The sequence below is a fragment of the Pseudarthrobacter linnaei genome, from assembly GCF_055412825.1.
Window position 1 is genome coordinate 19719 of record NZ_JBVAYX010000012.1, and the last position, 20800, is coordinate 40518.

Here is a 20800-nt window from a genome sequence, read left to right on the forward strand (position 1 = left end):
CGGGCTTGCGAGGTGTGGGAAGGGACCTCCGCGCTGAATCCCCGGCCGTGCGGGCCCAGGGCTGGACCACGCTGGCGATGCTCCGCGCCCAGTCGCAGAAGGCCTGGGACAGCGGGACACTGCTGCGCGAGCTGCTGGAACCCAGCGGCACCTATCCGCGCCGCCGCCCGCTGAAACGCCCGACGGCGGCCACCCTCCGGAGCGACTACGCTGCGGCACGTGCGTGGGCTGCGGAGTTGTTTGCCGGGGCCGGCCACTTCTCGCTGGAGACCGCGGAGGTGGGCCGCACCACCATCGGATCCAACCTCCTGCCGGCCGCGGCGGTGTTCGCCTCCGCGGAGGACGAGACTGCATTCGTGGGCAAGCCGAAGGACGCGGCGCGGTTCCGTGGTCTCGCCGACGGCTTGTCAGCGCTGGACCCTGCCTTCCGTGCGTGGGCGCTGAAGCGGCCGTTGCAGCTGCTGGAACTCGGTGACGACGCACTGACCGCCGCCCGCGTGGCACGCTGGCTGCGCGACAACCCGTCGCCGGGAGTCTATGTCCGGCAACTGGCCCTGCCCGGGGTCCACACCAAGTTCATCGAAAACCACCGAAAAGTCATCGGCGAACTCGCGGCGGAGCTGCGGACCGACGAACCGATTCCCGGGGATGCTGCGGAAGACGAGGTCCTCCCCGACCTCGCCGCGGAGCCGGGGTCACTGCTGGGGCAAACAACCGCCCGGACGCCGGCGTCACGGTTCGCGGCGCGGCACGGATTCCTGCACCCGCCCGAGCTCGTCAGGTTCCGGGTGCTGGACAAGGGGCTCAAACTGCTGGGCGGGGCACAGGACCTGACCGTCACGGCGGAGGCGTTCAGCACCCTGAATCTGCCCGTCCAAAGAGTGATCATTACCGAGAACCTGGTGAATTTCCTGTCCCTGCCCGGCCAGGCCGCCACCCTTGCCATTTATGGCGGCGGATATGGTTTTTCATCTCTCAGGGACGCGGGATGGCTGCGCGACTGCGGGGTCCGGTACTGGGGTGATGTTGACACGCACGGCTTCCGGATCCTGGACCAGCTCCGGGCCGTTCACCCGCATGTGGTCAGCGTGCTGATGGACGAGGAAACGCTGCTGGCACACCGCGACGGGTGGGGCACCGAACCGGCTCCGTCCCGGGCCGCGCTCACCAGGCTGACGGCTGAAGAGTCGGGGCTCTATGACGCGCTGGGCAGTGACCAGTTCGGACAGTCGGTCCGGCTGGAACAGGAACTGATTCGCTGGGACTGGGCGCTGGAAAGACTGCTGGACGCCTGAAAGTTGAGCGCCTGGACTGGGTTTGTGCCCACGTGTGCCACCCGAAACCGTCCAAAGCTCGCGCCAGTTCACTCCGGCCAATCTTCCGAAATCTTTTCGATGAAGTCCTGGTCGTTCCCGACACGATCCGAGGGGGCAACCGCAAGCGCCTGGCGCCTCGCCTCACGCTTGAACTCGTCCGATCGGGCGTCTGGCATCCACATGTGGATCTGCCGGAAGCCACGCTCGCGCATGGCGGCCCGGTGTCGTGCAACGCGATCTCTACCGCTCATAGTCCAGCGTTACATGGTCACTCCTGGCGCGGTAGGGGTTGAGGCCGGGCCCAGGCGGGGACACCGGACCGGTATGCGATCCAAGGTCCTGCTCCAACGTCCGGGCACGCGGCGTGCATGGATCTCTTCGCGGTTTCGTAATCGGCTGCGGTCTTTCTCGGCCGTCGGGACAGCCGAGTCGCATCATCCGGTGAGCTAGCTGGCTCCTGCCTTGCACCGTGGGCGTTCCGGGTTTCGCCCGTGACGTGATCCAAACCCCGGCGGGAAACGATTCCCTGCACCTGTACCGCCCCCGGCCGCAGGCATATCCTGCAGGAAGACCAGCCCCTGACCGCCAGCCGCCGGAGGAAGACTCATGGACATGCCGAAAGCGTCCGACGCCGACAAGGAACACTTCCGCTCGGTGCTGCCTGACCACCCCGAGGTGATCATCAAGCCCATGTTCGGGAACCTCGGGGCCTTCGTGAACGGGAACATGTTCGCCGGCCTGTTCGGCGCCACCATCGGCGTGAAGCTGGCCGAGGCGGACAAGGGGATGCTGGAAGGTACCGAGCGGACCGTTCCCTTCGGGCCACCGGAGCGTCCCATGGGCGGCTACACCGGATTGCCGGAAGTCTGGAACGCCGAGGGCTCCGGCGATGAGGCCCGGGCCAAGGCCTGGGTAGAAAAAGCATTTCAGCACGTGGCCAGGCTGCCGCCCAAGGAACCGAAGGTTCCTAAGCCCCGGCACCAAAAGTAGCCGCCGCCGGCACGTATTTGCCGCGCACAGCCTGAGAAGTCTACGGCTGAGCAACATTCACGAGTTCTGACCGGCTCCCCGTCTGCAGGTCCTCGGTCAGGACCAGCGCACCGACCTCGGGGCAGTGATATTTATGCTCCCGTGCACTCTTTTCAAGCGGCGTCCAGTCGTAGACCTTGACGCAGTCGGTGTAGGTGCCGGATTTCGTGGTGACGGTCTCGCCGGTAGCGACCGTGTCCCTGATGTCTTCCGCATGACCCGGGTAGAACTCCTGCCGGTAGGAATCGCCGACGCGCTGCTCCGCTTTCATCCAGATGCCGGCTTTCGCCCCGTCCCGTCCATGTAAAAAGCTGCCCGAGTGGTTCAACAAAATCCCGTTCCAGTAATTGTCCACGTCCTCGCCGAAGTACCACACGTCGCCGTCTTTGTGTTGCGCCAGGTAATCCCGGGTTTCCTCCACGAGCTGCCCGTTCTTGAATTCCCTATCCAGATACACGACCGTCTCCACGCCCTCGATGGTCACCGTCTCCGGCAGGATTTCGATTTCAACCCTCTCGGTGACCTTTCCCTGCTCGGTGGTCTCGTAAGTCAATTTTTTGCCAACAGGGAGGGCGAAGTACTTATTGGTTATTTGGGTGGTGAAATCGGCAGGGTTGATCTGCGGGCTGTACTCCGCGGCCCTGGACCTTTTGGTGCTGTCGAAGGCAAACAGTGTCACCCCGCCAACCACCAGCAACAGGACGATGACACCAAGGAAGATTTTGGTACGTGGATTCATGACCTTCCCACTCCTTCTGAGTAGAAATTCCTGCAGGGGGTCAGCGCTCCGCTGCTTGCCCATGGCCCTAGACAAAAGGTAGTGCAGGCGGCACTGAACGAGAACACCCTTCGCAGACTGACTTCTGATGAGGCTGCGCTTGATGACGTTGGGAAGGCTCCTCCCCGGTCATTGGGCAGGCTGAAACCGCGCCTGCCGACGCCCAGTCAACAGCTCTTGTCACATAGTTAACCGCGTATTCACATCGTGCACAGAACTGGTCCAACAGGCCTTCGTACGGTCGAAGGCATGGACAACATTTCACGCAGATCCGTTCTTTCCGCCGGCCTCGGGGCCGGACTCGTCGCTGCCTGGCCGGGTGCCGCCGTCGCCACGTCCACCGCGGACGACGCCGGCCTCCGCACCGATCCGTTCCTGCTCGGCATCGCCTCCGGCGAACCGTGGCCGGACGGCTTCGTGATCTGGACGCGGTTGGCGCTGGACCCGGTGGCTGGCGACGGCCTGGGCGGGATGCCCTCGCGCAACGTTGCCGTGGCGTGGGAAGTGGCGGAGGACGCCGGCATGCGCAAGGTGGTCGCCCGCGGCGTCGAGCATGCCCGGATCGAGACCGCGCACTCGGTGCACGTGGAGCTGCGGGGTCTGCGGCCGGGGCGTGAATACTTCTACCGGTTCCGTACCGGACGGCACCTCAGCGCGGTGGGCCGGACGCTGACCAGCCCGGCGCTGCACGAGACGCCGGCGGCGCTTGCCATGGCGTTCGCCAGCTGCGCCCAGTACGAGCACGGCTACTTCACCGCCTACTCCCGGCTGGCCCAGGACCAGCCGGATCTGGTGCTGCACCTGGGCGACTACCTGTACGAGTACAAGAAGGACAGCTACGTGATTGCCGGCGGCAACCCGCGCGACCACGAAGGCCCCGAGACCTCTACCTTGGCCGGTTACCGGCAGCGGCACGCGCAGTACAAGGCCGACGCCGACCTGCAGGCAGCGCACGCGGTCGCACCGTGGCTGGTGGTGTGGGATGACCACGAGGTGGACAACAACTGGGCGGACGAGATCCCGGAGAACACCGACGCGGCCCAGCTGAACGACACCACCGAGCGGTTCCGGCAGCGCCGCACCGCCGCGTTCCAGGCGTACTACGAGAACATGCCGCTGCGGGCGTCGTCAGTGCCGGCCGGGGTCGACATGAAGATTTACCGCACCATCCAGTGGGGGCAGCTGGCCAACTTCCACATGATGGATACCCGCCAGTACCGCGATGATCAGCTCGCCGGGGACGGCTGGAAGAAGAACGTGGCGGGACGCCTGGCCGAGGACCGGACCATTACCGGCGCGGAGCAGGAGAAGTGGCTGCTGGACGGCTTCAAGAACTCCACCCAGCGCTGGGACGTCCTGGGCCAGCAGGTGTACTTCGCCGAGCGGGACAGGAACAGTGCGCCGGAGATCGACGACGTCTCCATGGACGGGTGGGACGGCTACGCCGCGTCACGCCGCCGCATCACCCAGGGCTGGGTGGACGCCAACGTGCGCAACGCCGTGGTCCTGACCGGAGACGTGCACCGCAACTGGGCCAACGACGTCAAGGTGGACTACAAGGACCCGGCGTCACCCGTGGTGGGCTCGGAACTGGTATGCACGTCGATTACGTCCACCGGTAACGGCTCAGGATCCGCTGCGGATCCGGTGATGGCCTGGAACCCGCACCTGAAGTTCTACAACGACAACCGCGGCTACGTGAACACGAAGATCACCAAGGACGCGTTGACCGCCGACTTCCGGGTGCTGGACTACGTCACGACGCCGGGATCCCCCGTCCGCACGAAGAAGTCCTTCACGATCCAGGACGGGGTACCTGGGCTCCAGTAGCGGGGGAATCCGTTCGAAACCAACTTAGACGACGACGGCGGGCGGGCGGACGTGTCAGTGGGGCTGAAATAAGTTCCCAAGCTGCCAGACTGACGGTCAGGGAAGTTTAGGGAAGGAGACAGGATATGACGTTCCAGCCATACCGTTCACCGTCAACCGGGTGCCGGGTACGCGCCGTCCTCTTCGACACCTTCGGCACGGTGGTTGACTGGCGCACCGGCGTCGCCCGGCAGGCGGCCGCCTTCGCCGCGGCACAGGGGCAGGATCTCGAGGCCGAGGCGTTCGCCGATGACTGGCGCGCCCTCTACCAGCCGGCAATGGAGGCCATCCGCTCCGGATCCCGTGAATTCGCCACCCTGGACACGCTCCACCGCGAGAACCTGGACCAGGTGCTCCGCCTCCACGGCTTCGATCCGGACCGGCTGGACGCAGGAACCCTGGAGGAGTTGAACAGATCCTGGCACCGCCTGCCACCATGGCCGGACAGCGTGGAGGGCCTGGCCGCCGTCCGCCGCGGCTACATCGTGGGTCCCCTCTCCAATGGCAACACCTCGCTGCTGGTGGACATGGCCAGAAACGCCGGGCTTCCGTGGGACGTGATCATCGGCCCGGACATGACGCGCACGTACAAGCCGCTGCCGACGGCCTACCTTCGGACCGCGGAGTTCCTGGACCTCAGGCCCGGTGAGGTGATGCTCGTGGCAGCCCACAACAACGACCTGCATGCTGCCCGGGAGGCCGGGCTGGCGACGGCGTTCATCGCCCGCCCCACCGAATACGGCCCGGGCCAGGTCGCGGACCTGACGCCGGAGAGCGATTGGGACCTCTCGGCATCGAGCATCACCGAACTAGCTCACGAGCTCGGGGTCTGAGCTGCATACCGCACACGGTTTCGTGATTTTGACCCGGCCTGAAGGTCTACACCGACAACCGCGGCTACGTGAACACCCGCGCGATGACCGCTGTTTCCGGGTGCTGGACTACGTCACGACGCCGGGCGCGCCCGTTTCCACGAAGAAATCCTTCGCGATCCAAGACGGGGATCCGGCGCCGGTGGCAAAGGGCTAACTGCTCGGGCACACATTACGACGGCGGCGGGGCGGCCAGCATTTCTGCTGGCCCCTCGCCGCTGTTGTTCAGTCAGCTTGGTCGGCTTTTCGCTCTAGGTTTCCCGACACCTGCCACTGTCCTCGCTCAGCCTGAGGCTTTCCGAGATCTGGATCAAAACCGGCTTGATCAACTCAGCCGAGATAGACGCCTCTTAAAGGAATGTGACCTGGATTCCTTGCGAACGGAACAGGCCAGTCAGCGTAGCCTTGGTATTCTCGGCAGCCCGCTCCCGGAGCTCCGACTTCTCCGAAGCGGCAGCCATCCTGGTTTCGGCGAGCTTATAGAGCTCCGCCTGTTGCGGCGCATCGAACACGTCTGAGATCCGGTCGACCACGCCACGATCGTCTTTGTGCACCTTGAACCGGTCATAGTCGATGTTTGGCTTGTCGAGCTCCGGCTCGGGGAGCCGCAGCTCCAACGATTTGCCGTCCGGAGACAGTGTCAGGTCCTTTTCGGCCAAGCCTGCTAGATCGACATAAGCATTGACTGTGCCAGCCGCGACAAACAGAGTGCGCCTTCCGGCGATAATGTCGGGCATCCCCTCATCGTCGTCTCCGGTGTCGATTACCAGTTCAAAGGTTCCGACCGCGCTGTGGAGCTGGCTCACATCCTTGATCGACTTAAGAAGAACAGTCTGAGTTCGCTCGCCCTGGCTTGCCGGGAACGGACTGTACCCAAACACGTTCGCTACGCCAAGGACAGCCAGCGCCACTACCACCACGGCCGCGACGCGCTTGAACAGTTTTGGTGCCGACATCGGACCTCTTTTTGCCTTGAAACGGCTTGGGTTCCGTTCCTATCAGTTTGCCCGTCCGGCGAGTGCGGCGGGCGGATTCAGCATCAGTGTAGCGCCTGTGCTCGACTTGGCTGGCCTGGGCATGCCGGGCTCGCCGCACCGTCAGTGTTGGCTGATATCTGCCTCATCAAAATACCCCAATAAGCCACAAGTACGCGGATGAATTGGCGGCCAGGGGTTTCGGTTTGCGCCGAATAGTCGTTCAGAAGGCTTCTCGGTAAGGATCGACCCGTATGTCCCCACGTCGATACGGTAAGGACAACGAATAGCGTTGATAGTCTCGGCCAGGACTACGATCTGCGGCCAGAGGTTACTATTGGTGTCGCTACCACCGCCTATGGTGGCAGGCGGTTTGGGGAGGGGACAAGACGTGACCACTGATAACAAGGCACTCGTGCCGGTATGGACACTCGCTACGGAAGCCGGGACCATGGCAGACGTACTAGGCGATGAGGGCATGACACCGGCCCGACTCGCTGAATTGAGGACAGTCCTAGCGACGCTCGCGGATTCCCCCATAGTCACGCTGGAAGCGCATCCCATTTCGAAGAAGAGCGATCGGAACGGCGGGATTGTGCTGCATGCGGCCAGTCCGCTTGCAAAGCAGTTATCGCACCTTGTGACTGACACAGCGAAGTCAGCGCCTCCGACGCTGAACGTCGCCGCTACCGGTGACGTGCTCTACCGAATGGTAGTACCGGCAAAGGTCGCCGCGCAGGTCGGTAAAGGACTCGTGAATCCCATGGCTTCGAAGGCAGTTGCTGGAGGTGTTTACAGCGCGCTGCGCGACTCCACCGGCGTCGTGGCTAACGCCACGTTTGTGCCCGTTGCTGGCAAGGCCGCTGTCGCAGGTGCCGCAACCGGATCGGCCGCAACCGCTGGTTTGGCGGTCGCGAGCGCCGGGGCATTGACTTTGGCCGCTCCTCTCGTGCTGATGGCCGTCGCGGTCAGCGCCAGCGCCTACGCCGATCACCAGCGCCAGAAAGCGATCGAGCGAATCACCGACCTCTTGGAGCAGTTGCACGACGACAACCTCGAGAGCGAACGCAACGAGCTGGATGCTTGTCCTGAAGCGATCGACAAGGCGACGTCGATCCTCCTTGACCAGGGCCGAATCGGCCTATCGCTAGGACTGGATTCCTCATCGCACGCGATCAGCACGGCGATCGCAGCAACTCGTAGGCGGCTCAAAAAGTGGCAAGCGGCGCTGGATACCCTGCCCGACGGCCCTGTCGAAGTCGGTGCATTGACGAAATCATTCCCCGGTGTAAACGAGGAGGGCGGCGCGTTCCGAGCACATCTAGAGATTGCACGATTGGCCATTGCCCTCAAACGCCGAGTACTCGTGCTTCAAGCTGTTGAACACGCTCAACAGGACACGAACAATCCGTTCAAGAGCTTCATCGGAACATTGCACGACGACGAACGTGGCATAGACGAGCTGGAATCAGGCATCAGCTCAGTCCTTCTTAGACTGTCAGCACTGGAGTTGAAGCGCGACGGCGGCTTCCGGATCCCCGCATTCACTCCGGGCGAGGTCGACCACCTACTCCAAGCCGCATACCGTCTTCGCGCCTTGGGCGATGGCCTCAACGGGAGAATCCAGCACGCTGACGTTGCCATTGAGATCGAACGAAGCAGCGACGGATCGCTCGTAGTGTTCCCTGCAATCGCTGCATAACGGGAGTCCGCACTCTCGACCGCCGCTGGATCGGCGACATCTGACTAACCACCGACGATACGGAGCAAACCATGGCTGGAAAAGCAGACAAAGCCGCAGCCCTATATAAGAGCGGAGGGGATAAAGCAAAAGCCGCCGGCACCAAGCTTTACTCCCTCGCTAAGGACCCCGAGATGCAGGCTAAGGCAATGAAACTGTTTGAGGACGGCAAGGGGATGTACCGGGCAGCAACAAGCCCCGAGGCCAAGCAGGCCTACCGTCACGCAGCAGAAATCATTAAGAAGGCGCGGAAGAAATAGCCCGGACTGTAGACCCACCAGGCTACTTGCTTGGAAGGTACGGCTTGCCAAGCCAGGACGAGCTCCGCTACGATCTCACCGCCGCGGCGGAGGACGTGGTGGACTGGGTGGAAAGCATGCGAGGCCGGGACTTTCCGGCCAATCAGTCGCGGCTGACCAGCGTCTTCGCCTCCTCAAGGCCAGCCAGCAGTCAACCAGACGGTCGATGTCACTGTCTCCCCCAGAGCGCGTTGTGTTCTCGACGCGCTGCATGCCACAATCAGCGGCCACGCAAGGACGTAACAATGAACGAAAAAGGACGAGAGCTAGCCCGTCTCTATGCCACGCTTGCCCAGATTCATGAAGATTGGGTAGAGGAGATGCGGCCACATGTTCCTTACAACCCAGACCATGATTCTCCAGGTTCTGACTACAGTCAGCACCACGTGGACGCGGATGCGACTTGGGAGCAGGAGCAGGTTCTTCGGGGCAGGTCAGCCCCCATTGAGCGGAGAATCGCCGAGATTCGGGACGAACCGCCTGCGTGGGAAGCAGAGCTATTATCCAAGGCATCAGACATCGTTGAGTTCCATCTGGCATTAAACGGTAAGGCTGTCCTGATGCTTGTGAAGCATGATTTGGATGCGGGACTACTCTCCTATCGCGAGGGCGGGGAATGGATTCCGGTAAGGCCCGAGGACAAGATTCCAGCGCTCGATGACTCTGACCTTTTTGAGGTCATCGTGGATGCTACAGAGATCTGGGACGCCAACGAAGGCGGGGAGCTCAAGCTCCTAGATTTCGAAAGGGTCGCACTGGACGGACTCTGAGTGACAAGCGCGGCGGCGCCGACCACTGCATCACCGCGCGTCCGACTTCTCAGGTCACCGGGCCAGGCCCTTCACAAAGGGCTTTTCGACCGGTTAAACAAATATCGCAGCTCCTGCGATATAAATGATGACCGGCGATGCCCAACCCTTAGCAGCCGGGACCACCAGAAACTTCAGGTCCGCCCCCGGAAATTCGGGAAGGTGTATTCGTAGCTGATTTCGTTCCGGCTCTGGCTGAGCTTCATAACGGCCCTACCATGCATCCAGAGCACCAAAGGGACGCCAATATCCTCTCCGTTCGCGTTACAGACGATAGCGAAGGAGACGGGCTCGAAGACCATTTGCTCGCCCTCACCGTTGTAGTCCTGGCTCAGGATGCCGGAGAGTTCCCGGGCCTCTTCAACTGTCACTAGCGCGAAGTAGGTGAAGACTGAGGACATAGCCCTGTCATATTCGGGTTCGCTGCTGAAGTTCCGGAAATGGCCGCTTTCATCCTTGAGGTATCCGCGCTGGAAGATTGTGATTTTCATAGGTTGCTTTCCATTCCGGATATCGTTTTGCCACCTGGCCGCGTCGCGGTACTGGACCCGGCGATTCCCATCGTTTGCCACGTTTCCTCGTCTACACAGCCAGGGGCTTGCGGGCTGGCTCGAGGAACGGCCAGTGCCCACGCGCAGAACCACCAACACGCGAGCAGTCACTGCCGGGCATTACTCCCTGGCGCGTCTGGCTAGGCAGCCAAGTGCACCACATCGCCGCGCAGCTCGAGCCGCTCGGTATCCACTCCGTACTGGAGACCTTCGTTCAGCCGCGCGGTGATTCCGGCAGTTCGCCGCTTCCCGCCGAAGACTCGAATCGCTTCTCGGTGCAGCTCGCTGACGGAGATTCCACCGGACAGCCGGACGATCTCCACCATGGCATTTCGAAGCTCCACCACGCTGATGTGTTCGGGCTTCCGGTCGACCTCTTGCCCGTTGGTCCGGAATTCAGACCACGCCTCCCGGTCAATGGACGCGTCCCAGATGAAGCCGTCCTCATCGGAGCGGTGCACTGACCTATCCAGGACGTCCAGCACTGAATTGGCACGCTGGGCGTTGACCTTGTTTAGGCTGAAAGCAGCGCAGGCAAGCTTGGCCAGCCGCTCCTGATGGATCGGCCCCTCGGCCTCCACGATGGCGCGGATCGCCTCACGGACAGAAGCAGCCGCCCGACGCGACGGCAGGCTGTCCAAAACATCGGTGCTGCCGAACCGCCGGACCGTCCACGGCTTATACGCGGGACTTTCCGGCTCGACGACGGCGGTTGCGATCCTGGAACCGCTAGCCGCTGAGGCCAGCAACGGCACAGGAGCAGCCGTAGGAACGTGGCCGGATAAGCTGCCGGCCGTCGAGAAGGCAACAGGTGGCAGCCCGCTCGGAAGGTCACCGATTGAGCTGTCCGGAACTGGAGCAGACAATCCTGAACCCGCCTCAGCGAACGCCATCTCCAGCTTGTCCAACACTGCTTCGCGGTCGCTGATCCAAGCCGGCAGCCAGACCCGCTGGACGGACGGCCAGCGCATCATGCGCGTGAGGACGTCTCCCGGCAGGCCGTCCCGGTCCCCCGCAGTCCGCCGGGCGGCCCAGGCCGGGCTGTCCAGCAGGATGGCCATGGACGGCCGGTCCGGCGCATCCATCGAAGCCAGGCTGATGTCGACCTTGAAGTCGGACAATCCGACGTCGGTGGCGACGGCGTAACCGCGGTCTCGGAGCGCGTCGGCGATTTCCTCCCGGTGAAGGTCCACTGCGATGGCTCGGCGGCCGTCGTAGGGCAGCGCGCCGGTTCCGTGCTCGGCAAGGTCCAGGTAGGAGCGCAGGTGCTTGATCCCGACGGAGCTGGTTTCCTCGGCCCGCAGCTCGGAGGGGCTGAAACTGGAGAAAACGATCACCTGCCGCCGCGCTCGAGTCACAGCCACGTTCAGCCGCCGTTCGCCGCCGGCCCGGTTCAGCGGGCCGAAGTTCAGCGGCAGGTAGCCCTTGTCGTTCTTGCTGAAGCCTGTTGAGAAGAGGATGACGTCCCGCTCGTCGCCCTGGACGTTTTCGAGGTTCTTCACGAAGAGACCCTCGGGGTCTTCGTCCAGCGCTTTGATGATGCGAGGGTCCTCGGTGTCTCGCAGGAGGCTTTCGATCAGGGCCCGCTGCTGCAGGTTGAACGTCACCACACCCACGGACGGCGACTCAGTGCCGCCGTCGAACCGCCGCCGCACTTCAGCCACCACGGCCTTCGCCTCGATCGGATTGGTCCGCAGCACCTTGGAAGTTCCCGACCGGTAGAACTGGCCGTCCACGCGCACAAAGTTCACGCCATGACCGCGCGGACCGGGGTCAGGGGCTCCATGAGAGGGGCCGGGGAAGGACGACAGCTTGGAATCGTAGTACTGCTGGTTGCTGAACGCGATGAGCGATTCGTCCTGGCTGCGGTAATGCCAAGACAGCCACTGCCGCGGCACGCGCGCCTCAACGCATTCGGACAGGATGGACTCCATGTCCTCGACGGCGGTAACTTCGCTCTCCACCTCGTCGAGGGAATCGCTGGACGATTCGGCAAATGACGTCGGGGGCATCTGCTTGCTGTCGCCCACCACCACCACCGAGGCCCCGCGGCCCATGGCACCGACGGCGTCTGCCACCCGGATCTGCGACGCCTCATCGAACACCACAATGTCGAAGAGGTCGGCTCGTGCCGGGAAGAAGCGAGCGACGGAGTCCGGGCTCACCAGTGTGCAGGGCATGATCTGGGTGATGAGGTCGGCGTAGCTTTCCATCAGCTTGCGGACGGTGAGGCCGCCGCGTTGCCTGGTGAGCTGTCGCTGCAGCTCCCCCATCCGGCCGGACGTCGACGACGTCGATACCCGCCGTGAACTCACGACGCCGGCGGCAAGGTTGCGCTTGAGGAGCCCACGTACCAGCGTGGCCCGGGTGCTGAACCGCTCGATGGTTCGTTCGTGGGCTTGGGCGTCAAAATCCTGCAGGCCGGTTGCCAGGCTGCGTTCTGCCATGGAACTTTCGGCCAGTCCGCGTTCGAAAGCTGTGGCGGCGTCATCCGCGTCAAGTTCGCCGTCCAGGATCGCTGTACGAACTTTTTGTAAGCCCACGGCACGCAGCGGCTCCACATGGCGCAGCAGTTCCAGCCACCGCTGCAGCGTGCGGGACCCTGCGGCGTCGAGGGCTCGGGCGGCGCGTGTGCCGGACCAGACGTCCAGGAACCCCTTGCGTCCCGTCCAGCGGATGAGTGCCGATTGGTCGACAGCCGGGAGGCCCGTGAGGTCTTCCCATGCTGATGCGAGCTCGTACAGCCAGGCGATCACGTTCTCATGGACCGGCTGGCCGCCGTCGAGGAAGGCGCGCAGCGCAGCTTGGAAGGGGACAATGTTGTCGCCGGCATTGGGCTGGACGGCCTGCGCGGCCCAGCGCAGCCACCCGAGCCGGTGCTCCAGCGCTTGCTGGCCGGCCTCAGTCAACGGGTTCCAGCCCTGAGGGACCGCCATGCCGGGTACAGCTTGGGCCTCGGTCTGAAGTCCGCGGATCTGCTGCTGCGCGGCAACCAGGTTCTGCAGCAGCTGCACCAGCTCCTTTGGCCGGACATTCGCTCCCGAGTGCACCACGGCATCAAGTTCCGCGACCACTGCCAGCATCCGCTTCTTACGTCCAAAGAATCCGCTGGCCGCCGCATGCTCTGCGCGCCCGAGGATTTCTTGGAGAGGGAGGTTCATGGCCTCCGGCCCAACTTTTTCGAGTCCGGGGTGGTTCACCGCTGCGAAGGCTGAAACCAGTTGTTCCAAGTGCTGCGCCCCAGCGGACCACTGTCCTGACCTCACGACGTCGAGGGTCTCCACCGGGACGCTGCGGTCCTCGAGGAGCGCAGCCAGGACGCGGAGTTCGGAGGGAGTGGCTGCGGACGACACCACGTCGGGCAGCCCCTCAACAGAACGGACGGCGTCGAGCGCGGCGTCGACGCGTTGTCCGGCGCCGATCAGCTGGTCTCCCACGCCAGCGCTGGCGGCGGAGCTGACGAACCGCCAGGGGTGGGTTGTGGCGGGGCGGGCCCGGTCCGTGTATTCGGGCAACTCCCGAAGCACAGCGCGCACGGGTTCCAGGACGGTCTCGGTCGCGGAGGCCGTGAAATCCACGCTCAGCGGGAGTCCGACGTCGTCCGGGTCAAACGTCAAGGCTTTGGTCCGCGCACTGTAGAGGGATAGCTGGGCGCCGTTTTCCTCGTGCAGACGGCTGGCATAGCGGATGAGGCCGCGGCGCGCGGAGGCGAGGTCCGTCGAAGCGGTGTCCAGCTGCTGGGCGTCGGAATCCAGACGCAGCTCAAGCGCCTGCTTGATTTGGGCGCGGACGGCGGCTGGTTTACTCCCCTTGTCGTGAAGGTCGAGAGAGAACGGGCCCATGCCCACCTCTTCAAGGCGTTTCTGGACAACGTCCAGCGCGGCACGCTTCTCAGCGACGAACAGGACACGCTTACCTTCCACGATCGCGCGGGTAAGCAGGTTGGTGATGGTCTGGGACTTGCCGGTGCCGGGAGGTCCTTCGAGGACGAACGTCTGGCCAGCTACCGCCGATGCGACAGCCTGCAGCTGCGACGAGTCGGCCGGGATGGGACATTCCGCAGCGAGCGCATCGAGGTCCGTCCCTTCTGCAGCCTCCACCGCGTCGTTGAAGAGCTCCGTCGGGCTGCTGATGAGGTGGTCCACGAGGCGGTTCTTGGCGAACTGCTCCCAGCTTTCGTCTAGGTCTTTCCAAAGACGGAACTTAGCGAATTGCAGCATGGACAGGTCCACCGTGTTCTCGACCCTGAACGCCAGCCCCTTCGCAGAGACAGCTTCCCTGACTGCGTTGAAAGCGGCGTCCAGGTCGATGCCGGAGCCGTCTTCGGCAGGTTCGGCCAGACCGGGAATCCGGAGCCCGTGGGTCTGGGCAAGCTTTTCCAGGAGGCAGTAGTTGGGCGTTGACTGCCCGGCCTCGTCCAGTGTGACCCGGTACTGCCCGTTCTTTCCGGCCGAGGTGAGGTTGACGGGGATGAGCACTAGCGGCGAGCGCAGGGTGCGGCCATCAAGTTCCCAGAGTAGGCTGCCGACGGCCAGATAAAGGTTGTTGGCGCCCGTTTCTTCTGTCTGGGTCTTTGCTTTGTACGCCAGGCCTCGCATTTTGGAGTTGTAGGCCTCCTCGGTCACCTCCGCGAAGACGGTTTTCTTGGTGCTGAGCATGCTGATCAGTTCGTCCTGCGGAAGGTCCCGGCCGAAGCGGATGCCCCGTTCCTGGTGGACGGCGCTGATCTGATTGGACGGAAGTAGGCCGATGGGGGTGCCGTTGCTGACGAAATCTTCGAACGGGCCAATCCAGGTACTGGGAACCGCGAGGGGGAATCGTGCCGTGTCCGTGAAGTTGATCAGCCTGTTTCTGAGGCTGAGGTCCAGCAGCGCGTTCTTCCACTGGGTGACGCGCGGCGGAACATCTGACGCGGTCCCATCGCGCCGGGAAATCCTACCGTTTTTCTCAGGTAGCACGGGGGCAATTTTGGCCTGCGGAACGTAGTTGTTGACGACCAGCTCTCCGGAACCAGCCGTCGTCCGTGCGGGCAGAGGGTAGATGCCATCAAGGCGGGCGCGGCGGATGTCAGTGACCGCCAGGATCTCATCGTGACCCGTCTCGATGTACTTCGATTCCGGGCTACTCCTGAGCATGGGAAGCGTGATCGTCTGGCTGCCGGTCAGCAGAGTGGTTTCAATAAGGCCGATGTAACCACGCTGGACAAGGCTGACGAGTTCGGCGACGTCGTCGGAAGCCGCGGTGGGAAGCGCCATTTCCTCCCTCCAGTACCCGAGGAAGGCGTGCCCGTCCACTAGCCACAGGAGTGGTGCAATTCCGCAGAACTCCAGCGCGGCCGCCAGTACGATCGTCGTATCGAGACACGTGCCTAGGCGGTCTTCCAGCACCTGGGCGGGAGTCCGGACCTGTTGGCCCTGGAGGCCCCAGCTGGCGGGCGGCATACTGTACCGAATGTCGCGCTTGCTGGCTGCTTGGGCGAGCGCAAAGACGATTTGGTCTACCCGCTCGGCACCGTCCGTGTAACCGTCCAGACTGCTGCTTCCAGTGGTGCTTGCCAGTAGGTCGGCCCCTTCGGAGACCAGCTTGGCGATTGCCGGGTGATGCGGCTGAACGAAGGCGGCGAGGAATTCGTAGGAGACGAGACCTCTGCCAGCGATCCATAGCTGCGCCGGGAGGAGTCGAAGACGCGCTTCGGCCTTGCCGAGTTCCGTCGCCGCTGAGCTGGCCGCACCGGACTCGACGGTGACGACTACCCGGCCCGGCTGCTTGTCGGACAGCTCATACATCGTGGTGGCGGAGATTTGCACGTCGATGTCGTCTAAGACGATCGCCTGCCCAGCCGCCAGGTCGACATACTGCTGGAAGTCCTCTGAGATCCTGCCGGTGCTGGCAAAGACCTCCACGCGGACCACAGCGCCGCGGATCTCCGTGCCCGGGTTCGTGATCTTGACCTGACGCACGAACTTGAAGCCGTTGTGCACCATGGCATAACTGAGCGACTCGGCTGCGGTAATCTCCACGCTGACGGGATGCTGCTTCGTCGAGTGCTCGAGCGGCTGTGGATCTGCTTTCTCTCCTGCCTCGCTCCCGACGCCGGTCTCCGAAGTTTCGCTGGCGCGTTCCGAGGTCTCGCGCGACTTGTATTCATCAAGCAGGGCACTGACTGCCTGCGTCGCGTCATCCAGCCCCAGATGCTTGGCGAGCCGGCCGGCCGTATCCAGCGCGCGGAAGGTGTCCGCGTCGTTGAAGGTCTCGTTGTGGGCCCAGAGGTTACGGGTCTGGCGAAGCTCGGAAGTGTAGCTGCGGGCGTCGTGGGTGAGGTTGAAGGGGTACCCGAGCGATCCCAGAGACTCGGTCATGACGCGGAGCTGCACACTCAGATCCGTGGGCGAGTAGGTCATCGGCGGCCTGCCGGCGCTGGCGTCCTTGTGCTCCAGGAGCTTGGGCCAGGAAATGCCAGGCGCAGCACCCTCCAGAACTGAAGCAATGTAGGAGCCAAGGCTGGTTGCCAGGGCCTCCAGCGCACGGCCAACGTTCTCGCGGTTGGAAAGCCCCATTATGTTCCCCCATCTGCGGCATCTGTGCCATCATCAGCTCTGCTCAGAGTAGTGGGTTGACGGGGCTCTCCCAACATACAAACCCCATGGCTTCAATTTTTTGTATCCCAGCGCTAGCGATTGACATTCTCGCGCTACGATACGGAGGCAATAGTGAAGACCTCAATCAACTGGGGAATTCGATATCTATGAGGGCAGCCCGCGAAAGCGAACAATCTACAGGGGGCAGAATGAGAGCAATAACAGATTCTGGGATGGCTGTCTGGCTCGCAGAGGACGGCACTTGGGTAGCCGAAGAGCAAACGCAGATCCTCGCCAAGGAAGGTTTCAGAAAGTCACCGTGGGGCGCCTCGCTGTGTGAAGTCAAAGCCGCGGAAGCTCAAGCACCTCGACAAGAGCGCGACGACTACCTGGATTTTGAAGTCAAGCTTGGAAGTTTTAGTTGTCGCGCAGTCTTCATTTTCGTGGGGGACAAACTGGTGCGCGGTAAGTATCGCATTCTCGACGACTACCAGAATCCAATCAAGTATCTGTCCGTATACGACGAGCTCAGGGACTCAGTGAGCAAGAAATACGGGTCGGTCATTGAGGATAAGTCTTACTGGCTCAACGATTTGTACAAGAGTGACTACCGTGAGTGGGGAATGGCCGTCGCTCGAGGTCATCTGAGCAAATTCGCGCTCTGGGAGACGTCCGAATCTAAGATCACCCTCGGGCTTCTCGGAGAACGATCGAACGTGAGTGTGGTCGTGGAGTATGCAGGCAAGGCCTTCGATGGCGTTGAGGAAGCAGCCAAAGAGGCGTCCCTTCTTGGCGACCTCTGACGTGTCGTGCGCTCCGACTAGGATTCGGCCGCATACAGCCCGGCCCTCGTCAGAGGGTACTGACCGCATGTCGGCCGGAGCTGAGCACTGAATTACTCGGAAGCTGTCGGTAGATCGATCCGTGAGGCAAGGCTCCGGGTCCAAAGTGACCCGGTGCCTTGGACAGACCTATGGCACAATTGAATCCTTGCGAAATCGACGAGGAAGCCCTTGAACGACGACACTTTCGACATTTTTGCCCAACCCGCTACGATTCCCGAACTACTCTCCGACTTGCCCATCCGGGACGTCCAAGTGCAGCAGATCCGAGACGCCTTCGCCGCCGCCGGCATCGACTCCATGGATGACCGCCGAGGAATCATCGAAAGCTGCACCGTTCGCAAAGTGACTTCCATCAGAGATCTCCTGGCGAAGGACGTGCGCCCTATCCTTCGTCGAATCGAAGAGCAAAGCCTCCCGCAAAAAGCCAACACCGGGTCGGCCTGGGATAACCGAGAAGAAGAGACTTGGATAGACAAGCTCTGACCCGCCTTAGCCAGCCTGCCGGAACCGCTCGAAGGCTCGTTCGAGGAGGTCAGCTCTCGGCCTCTCAGCTCTCGCACTCGGTACTGCGACTCGCTTACCGTGCATCTCCTGGAGTCCGTGTCGAAGCATCGGGCCGTCTACTTCATGCATCAATTCTGACCGTATCTGGACGATGAGATCGGGCCGAATGCCCAAAATGCCGACGTCGAACGCTGCATGATGAATCTTGCAGAGAGCCATGCCGTTGACGACGCTCGCCACACCATCATTGTCGCTGTCCGGAATGATGTGTGCCGCGTCCAGCAGTTGGCCATGCTGAAGGCTGCACACTGCGCACCGCCCTTTATAAGCGCGCATCACTGTTCCACGAAAGACAGCTTGAAAGAGCCTGTGGCGCGTTTCTACTTGGAGGTAGCGGCGGAGGAATTGCTCTGCGACACCTTCCTCATGCTTACCGATGGCTGAGGGGTCCGCATCCAGGATAAATTGCCTATTCTTCTCCTCTTCGGCCACCACGAAAACCGGAAAGATCGGCATAAAGACACTTTTCCCGACGCCGAAAAACCAGATCAATGGAACACCTGCTTGCATCGCCGATCTCAGCGAGCGATTTGTAGCCTCATCCCGTTCGATTCCGTTCCACTTGTACCTAAGTAACCCGTCCTCCTCGTGAATCAGATCGTCATAGGGTCGTACAACGCCAGGGGGACGATACGTCGTCGTGATCGAGAGTGCCGAACTTAAACTTGCTGGTTTCCAGATCCCCTTCACTCGGTCCTTGAGCGGAATAGGGTGTCCCTCAAACACGAAACTCTGGATTTCGGAGTAGGTTAGGTTCCCTGTGCGTTGAAGAGTTCGGCTCGTTAGCCAGGCAAATGCGGCAGTGCGGACCCTGCTGTCGAAGTCGTCCGGCATGCGGCCCGCTTTAGTGAACATCGGTCCAGGCTATTGCTCGGATCCTCCGGTGTAAATCGTCGCATCCCGACAGCATGAGGCACTGCAAAATTCCGTGCACACGTGGTGGCGTGCCTACTTGGCGTCCAGATCGTTTACGTACTGCACGGCAAATCGGCTAGGAGTGTACTGAACACAGGCTTTAATGGCCCTTCGCAGATGAGCGTGGTTAGGGCGGTCTGAGGCTGGCGCCGCGGGGTCGGCCATTGCCGGTGCGGCGTGGTGCGGCGGGAAAGAGGTCAGGGCCTCTTTGAATTGGTAGCGACCAAGCAACCAATATCCAAAAGAAACCCTGACATGACTAACCCTATGTCTTGTTCCGATGGCCGCCGGTGCACGCGCGCGGACGCGCTGCTCGGTGTCGAAGGCGTCCACGTCAGCTCCGTCACGGCAACCGCGGCCGGCCTGGTTCTGGGCATCGAGACCGGGGAGGACGTCACCGGTTGCCCTCACTGCGGCGTCGTCGCGGTCGGACACGGACGCCGGCAGGTCCGGCTCCACGACATCCCCTGTTTCGGCCGGCCGGCCGGCCGGTGCGGCTGCTGTGGGCCAAACGTGTCTGGCGCTGCCCGGATCAAGGCTGCCCGAGAACGACGTTCACCGAGGAACACGCGCTGGCTGGACCCCGGGCGAAACTCACTGCCCGGGCAGTGTCCTGGGCAACCGATGCACTCCAGGATTTCGACACCTCGGTCTCGGCCCTGGCCCACCAGCTCGGCGTCTCCTGGCACACCGTCTGGCATGGAATCAGGGCAGAGGCCGCGCGGCGGATCGCCGACACCGGCCGGCTGAAGGGGGTGGACGCGCTCGGCGTCGACGAACACGTCTGGGCCCACACCGGCCCGCCCGGCACGGGCATGGTCACCGGGATCGTGGACCACACCCGCGACGCGGACGGGACGGTTCACGCCCGGCTGCTGGACCTCGTCCCGGGACGTTCCGGAAAGGCCTACGCGGACTGGCTCAAGGACCGCGGCACCGGGTTCACCGCCGGGATCAGGACCGCCGCGCTGGATCCGTTCCGCGGCTACGCCAACGCGATCCGCGACGAACTGCCCGAAGCCATCACCGTTCTGGATGCCTTCCACGTCGTGAAACTGGGTTCGGCCATGGTCGATGAGGTCCGCCGCCGCGTCCAGCAGGACACTCTTGGACACCGAGGCCGCAAGGGAGATCCGCTCTACGGAATCCGCCGGACCCTGCAGATCGGCGCCGAACACCTCACCGAGAAACAGGCTTCACGGCTCGACGCCTAGCTCACCGCCGGGGACCCGGACCACGAAGTCACGCTCGCCTGGCAGTGCTACCAGAAGCTCCGCAACATCTACCATGCCCGTCCGGAACACGGCCGGTCACTCGTGGCCGAGGTGATCGCGTCGTTCCCGACCTGCCCCATCCCGGAAGTCGCCCGACTCGGCCGGACCCTCAAACAATGGAAGTCGGCGATCCTGGCCTACTTCGACACCAACGGCGCCTCCAACGGCCCCACCGAAGCGATCAACGGCGTCATCGAAACCACCCGCCGAATTGCCCGCGGCTTCCGCAACTTCACCAACTATCGGCTCAGATGCCTACTCGCCGCCGGCGGACACCGCCCCTACCGGGCGAAACAAACCAACCATGCCTAAATGCGAAGGGCCGCTTTAATGCCACCTACCCGCAGCTGTCGTTCCTCTCTGCTTTAATGTGATCCACGAGTCAC

15 protein-coding genes and 2 pseudogenes are annotated in these 20800 nt (G+C 62.8%); 11 read left to right on the forward strand and 6 right to left on the reverse strand.

Annotated elements, in window-relative coordinates:
* Positions 1-14 precede the first annotated feature (14 nt).
* Positions 15-1295 (forward strand): Wadjet anti-phage system protein JetD domain-containing protein, encoded by a 1281-nt coding sequence (locus tag ACZYZ3_RS12245; protein WP_463964092.1) that lies wholly within the window; start codon positions 15-17, stop codon positions 1293-1295.
* 68 nt (positions 1296-1363) lie between these two features.
* On the opposite strand, the gene ACZYZ3_RS12250 is transcribed toward ACZYZ3_RS12245, so the two are convergent.
* On the reverse strand, positions 1364-1567 hold the full coding sequence (locus tag ACZYZ3_RS12250; RefSeq protein WP_463964093.1) for an antitoxin MazE-like protein: 204 nt from the start codon (positions 1565-1567) through the stop codon (positions 1364-1366).
* 355 nt (positions 1568-1922) lie between these two features.
* On the opposite strand from ACZYZ3_RS12250, the gene ACZYZ3_RS12255 reads away from it, so the two are divergent.
* Positions 1923-2306, forward strand: coding sequence for a TfoX/Sxy family protein (locus ACZYZ3_RS12255; protein WP_463964094.1), 384 nt, complete (start codon positions 1923-1925; stop codon positions 2304-2306).
* Positions 2307-2346: 40 nt separating this feature from the next.
* On the opposite strand, the gene ACZYZ3_RS12260 is transcribed toward ACZYZ3_RS12255, so the two are convergent.
* Positions 2347-3084: a hypothetical protein gene (locus ACZYZ3_RS12260; protein ID WP_463964095.1), complete on the reverse strand. Its 738-nt coding sequence runs from the start codon at positions 3082-3084 to the stop codon at positions 2347-2349.
* Positions 3085-3372: 288 nt separating this feature from the next.
* On the opposite strand from ACZYZ3_RS12260, the gene ACZYZ3_RS12265 reads away from it, so the two are divergent.
* The 3 genes and pseudogenes from ACZYZ3_RS12265 to ACZYZ3_RS12275 all read left to right on the forward strand — a co-directional run.
* Positions 3373-4953, forward strand: a complete 1581-nt coding sequence (locus ACZYZ3_RS12265) for an alkaline phosphatase D family protein (protein WP_463964096.1) — start codon at positions 3373-3375, stop codon at positions 4951-4953.
* A gap of 125 nt (positions 4954-5078) precedes the next feature.
* Positions 5079-5825, forward strand: coding sequence for a haloacid dehalogenase type II (locus ACZYZ3_RS12270; protein WP_463964097.1), 747 nt, complete (start codon positions 5079-5081; stop codon positions 5823-5825).
* Positions 5826-5857: 32 nt separating this feature from the next.
* A pseudogene (locus ACZYZ3_RS12275) lies at positions 5858-6021 on the forward strand (alkaline phosphatase D family protein); the annotation flags it as partial.
* 193 nt (positions 6022-6214) lie between these two features.
* Here the strand turns inward: ACZYZ3_RS12275 and ACZYZ3_RS12280 are convergent.
* Positions 6215-6820: a DUF4230 domain-containing protein gene (locus ACZYZ3_RS12280; RefSeq protein ID WP_463964098.1), complete on the reverse strand. Its 606-nt coding sequence runs from the start codon at positions 6818-6820 to the stop codon at positions 6215-6217.
* A gap of 409 nt (positions 6821-7229) precedes the next feature.
* On the opposite strand from ACZYZ3_RS12280, the gene ACZYZ3_RS12285 reads away from it, so the two are divergent.
* From ACZYZ3_RS12285 to ACZYZ3_RS12295, 3 genes are all read left to right on the forward strand, one after another.
* A complete protein-coding gene (locus ACZYZ3_RS12285) occupies positions 7230-8540 on the forward strand; it encodes a hypothetical protein (protein ID WP_463964099.1) in 1311 nt (436 codons plus the stop codon).
* 71 nt (positions 8541-8611) lie between these two features.
* A complete protein-coding gene (locus ACZYZ3_RS12290) occupies positions 8612-8839 on the forward strand; it encodes a hypothetical protein (protein ID WP_463964100.1) in 228 nt (75 codons plus the stop codon).
* Between the two features lie 284 nt (positions 8840-9123).
* Positions 9124-9648 carry a hypothetical protein gene (locus ACZYZ3_RS12295; protein WP_463964101.1) on the forward strand — a complete coding sequence of 175 codons (525 nt, stop codon included), beginning with the start codon at positions 9124-9126 and terminating at the stop codon, positions 9646-9648.
* A gap of 173 nt (positions 9649-9821) precedes the next feature.
* Here ACZYZ3_RS12295 and ACZYZ3_RS12300 read toward each other — a convergent pair whose 3' ends face one another.
* Both ACZYZ3_RS12300 and proA read right to left on the reverse strand, forming a co-directional pair.
* The gene (locus ACZYZ3_RS12300; protein ID WP_463964102.1) at positions 9822-10178 is read right to left on the reverse strand and encodes a hypothetical protein; all 357 of its coding nucleotides are present in this window, start codon (positions 10176-10178) and stop codon (positions 9822-9824) included.
* A gap of 200 nt (positions 10179-10378) precedes the next feature.
* Positions 10379-16795, reverse strand: coding sequence for an anti-phage protein ProA (gene proA, locus ACZYZ3_RS12305; RefSeq protein ID WP_463964103.1), 6417 nt, complete (start codon positions 16793-16795; stop codon positions 10379-10381).
* A 254-nt stretch (positions 16796-17049) separates the two neighbouring features.
* On the opposite strand from proA, the gene ACZYZ3_RS12310 reads away from it, so the two are divergent.
* Complete coding sequence (locus ACZYZ3_RS12310; protein WP_463964104.1) at positions 17050-17619, forward strand: hypothetical protein; 570 nt, start codon at positions 17050-17052, stop codon at positions 17617-17619.
* A 210-nt stretch (positions 17620-17829) separates the two neighbouring features.
* Positions 17830-18144: a hypothetical protein gene (locus tag ACZYZ3_RS12315; protein ID WP_463964105.1), complete on the forward strand. Its 315-nt coding sequence runs from the start codon at positions 17830-17832 to the stop codon at positions 18142-18144.
* 6 nt (positions 18145-18150) lie between these two features.
* Here the strand turns inward: ACZYZ3_RS12315 and ACZYZ3_RS12320 are convergent, their stop codons facing one another.
* On the reverse strand, positions 18151-19080 hold the full coding sequence (locus tag ACZYZ3_RS12320) for an HNH endonuclease (RefSeq protein WP_463964106.1): 930 nt from the start codon (positions 19078-19080) through the stop codon (positions 18151-18153).
* A gap of 315 nt (positions 19081-19395) precedes the next feature.
* Between ACZYZ3_RS12320 and ACZYZ3_RS12325 the strand changes: the two are divergent.
* Positions 19396-20726: pseudogene (locus ACZYZ3_RS12325) on the forward strand (ISL3 family transposase).
* The last annotated feature ends 74 nt before the right edge of the window (positions 20727-20800 follow it).

What these genes read in the sequence shown, in the direction of transcription:
- ACZYZ3_RS12250 (WP_463964093.1), bottom strand. Translation starts at nt 1,567, where the DNA reads ATGAGCGGTAGAGATCGCGTTGCACGACACCGGGCCGCCATGCGCGAG.
- ACZYZ3_RS12255 (WP_463964094.1), top strand. Translation starts at nt 1,923, where the DNA reads ATGGACATGCCGAAAGCGTCCGACGCCGACAAGGAACACTTCCGCTCG.
- ACZYZ3_RS12260 (WP_463964095.1), bottom strand. Translation starts at nt 3,084, where the DNA reads ATGAATCCACGTACCAAAATCTTCCTTGGTGTCATCGTCCTGTTGCTG.
- ACZYZ3_RS12265 (WP_463964096.1), top strand. Translation starts at nt 3,373, where the DNA reads ATGGACAACATTTCACGCAGATCCGTTCTTTCCGCCGGCCTCGGGGCC.
- ACZYZ3_RS12270 (WP_463964097.1), top strand. Translation starts at nt 5,079, where the DNA reads ATGACGTTCCAGCCATACCGTTCACCGTCAACCGGGTGCCGGGTACGC.
- ACZYZ3_RS12280 (WP_463964098.1), bottom strand. Translation starts at nt 6,820, where the DNA reads ATGTCGGCACCAAAACTGTTCAAGCGCGTCGCGGCCGTGGTGGTAGTG.
- ACZYZ3_RS12290 (WP_463964100.1), top strand. Translation starts at nt 8,612, where the DNA reads ATGGCTGGAAAAGCAGACAAAGCCGCAGCCCTATATAAGAGCGGAGGG.
- ACZYZ3_RS12295 (WP_463964101.1), top strand. Translation starts at nt 9,124, where the DNA reads ATGAACGAAAAAGGACGAGAGCTAGCCCGTCTCTATGCCACGCTTGCC.
- ACZYZ3_RS12300 (WP_463964102.1), bottom strand. Translation starts at nt 10,178, where the DNA reads ATGAAAATCACAATCTTCCAGCGCGGATACCTCAAGGATGAAAGCGGC.
- proA (WP_463964103.1), bottom strand. Translation starts at nt 16,795, where the DNA reads ATGGGGCTTTCCAACCGCGAGAACGTTGGCCGTGCGCTGGAGGCCCTG.
- ACZYZ3_RS12310 (WP_463964104.1), top strand. Translation starts at nt 17,050, where the DNA reads ATGGCTGTCTGGCTCGCAGAGGACGGCACTTGGGTAGCCGAAGAGCAA.
- ACZYZ3_RS12320 (WP_463964106.1), bottom strand. Translation starts at nt 19,080, where the DNA reads ATGTTCACTAAAGCGGGCCGCATGCCGGACGACTTCGACAGCAGGGTC.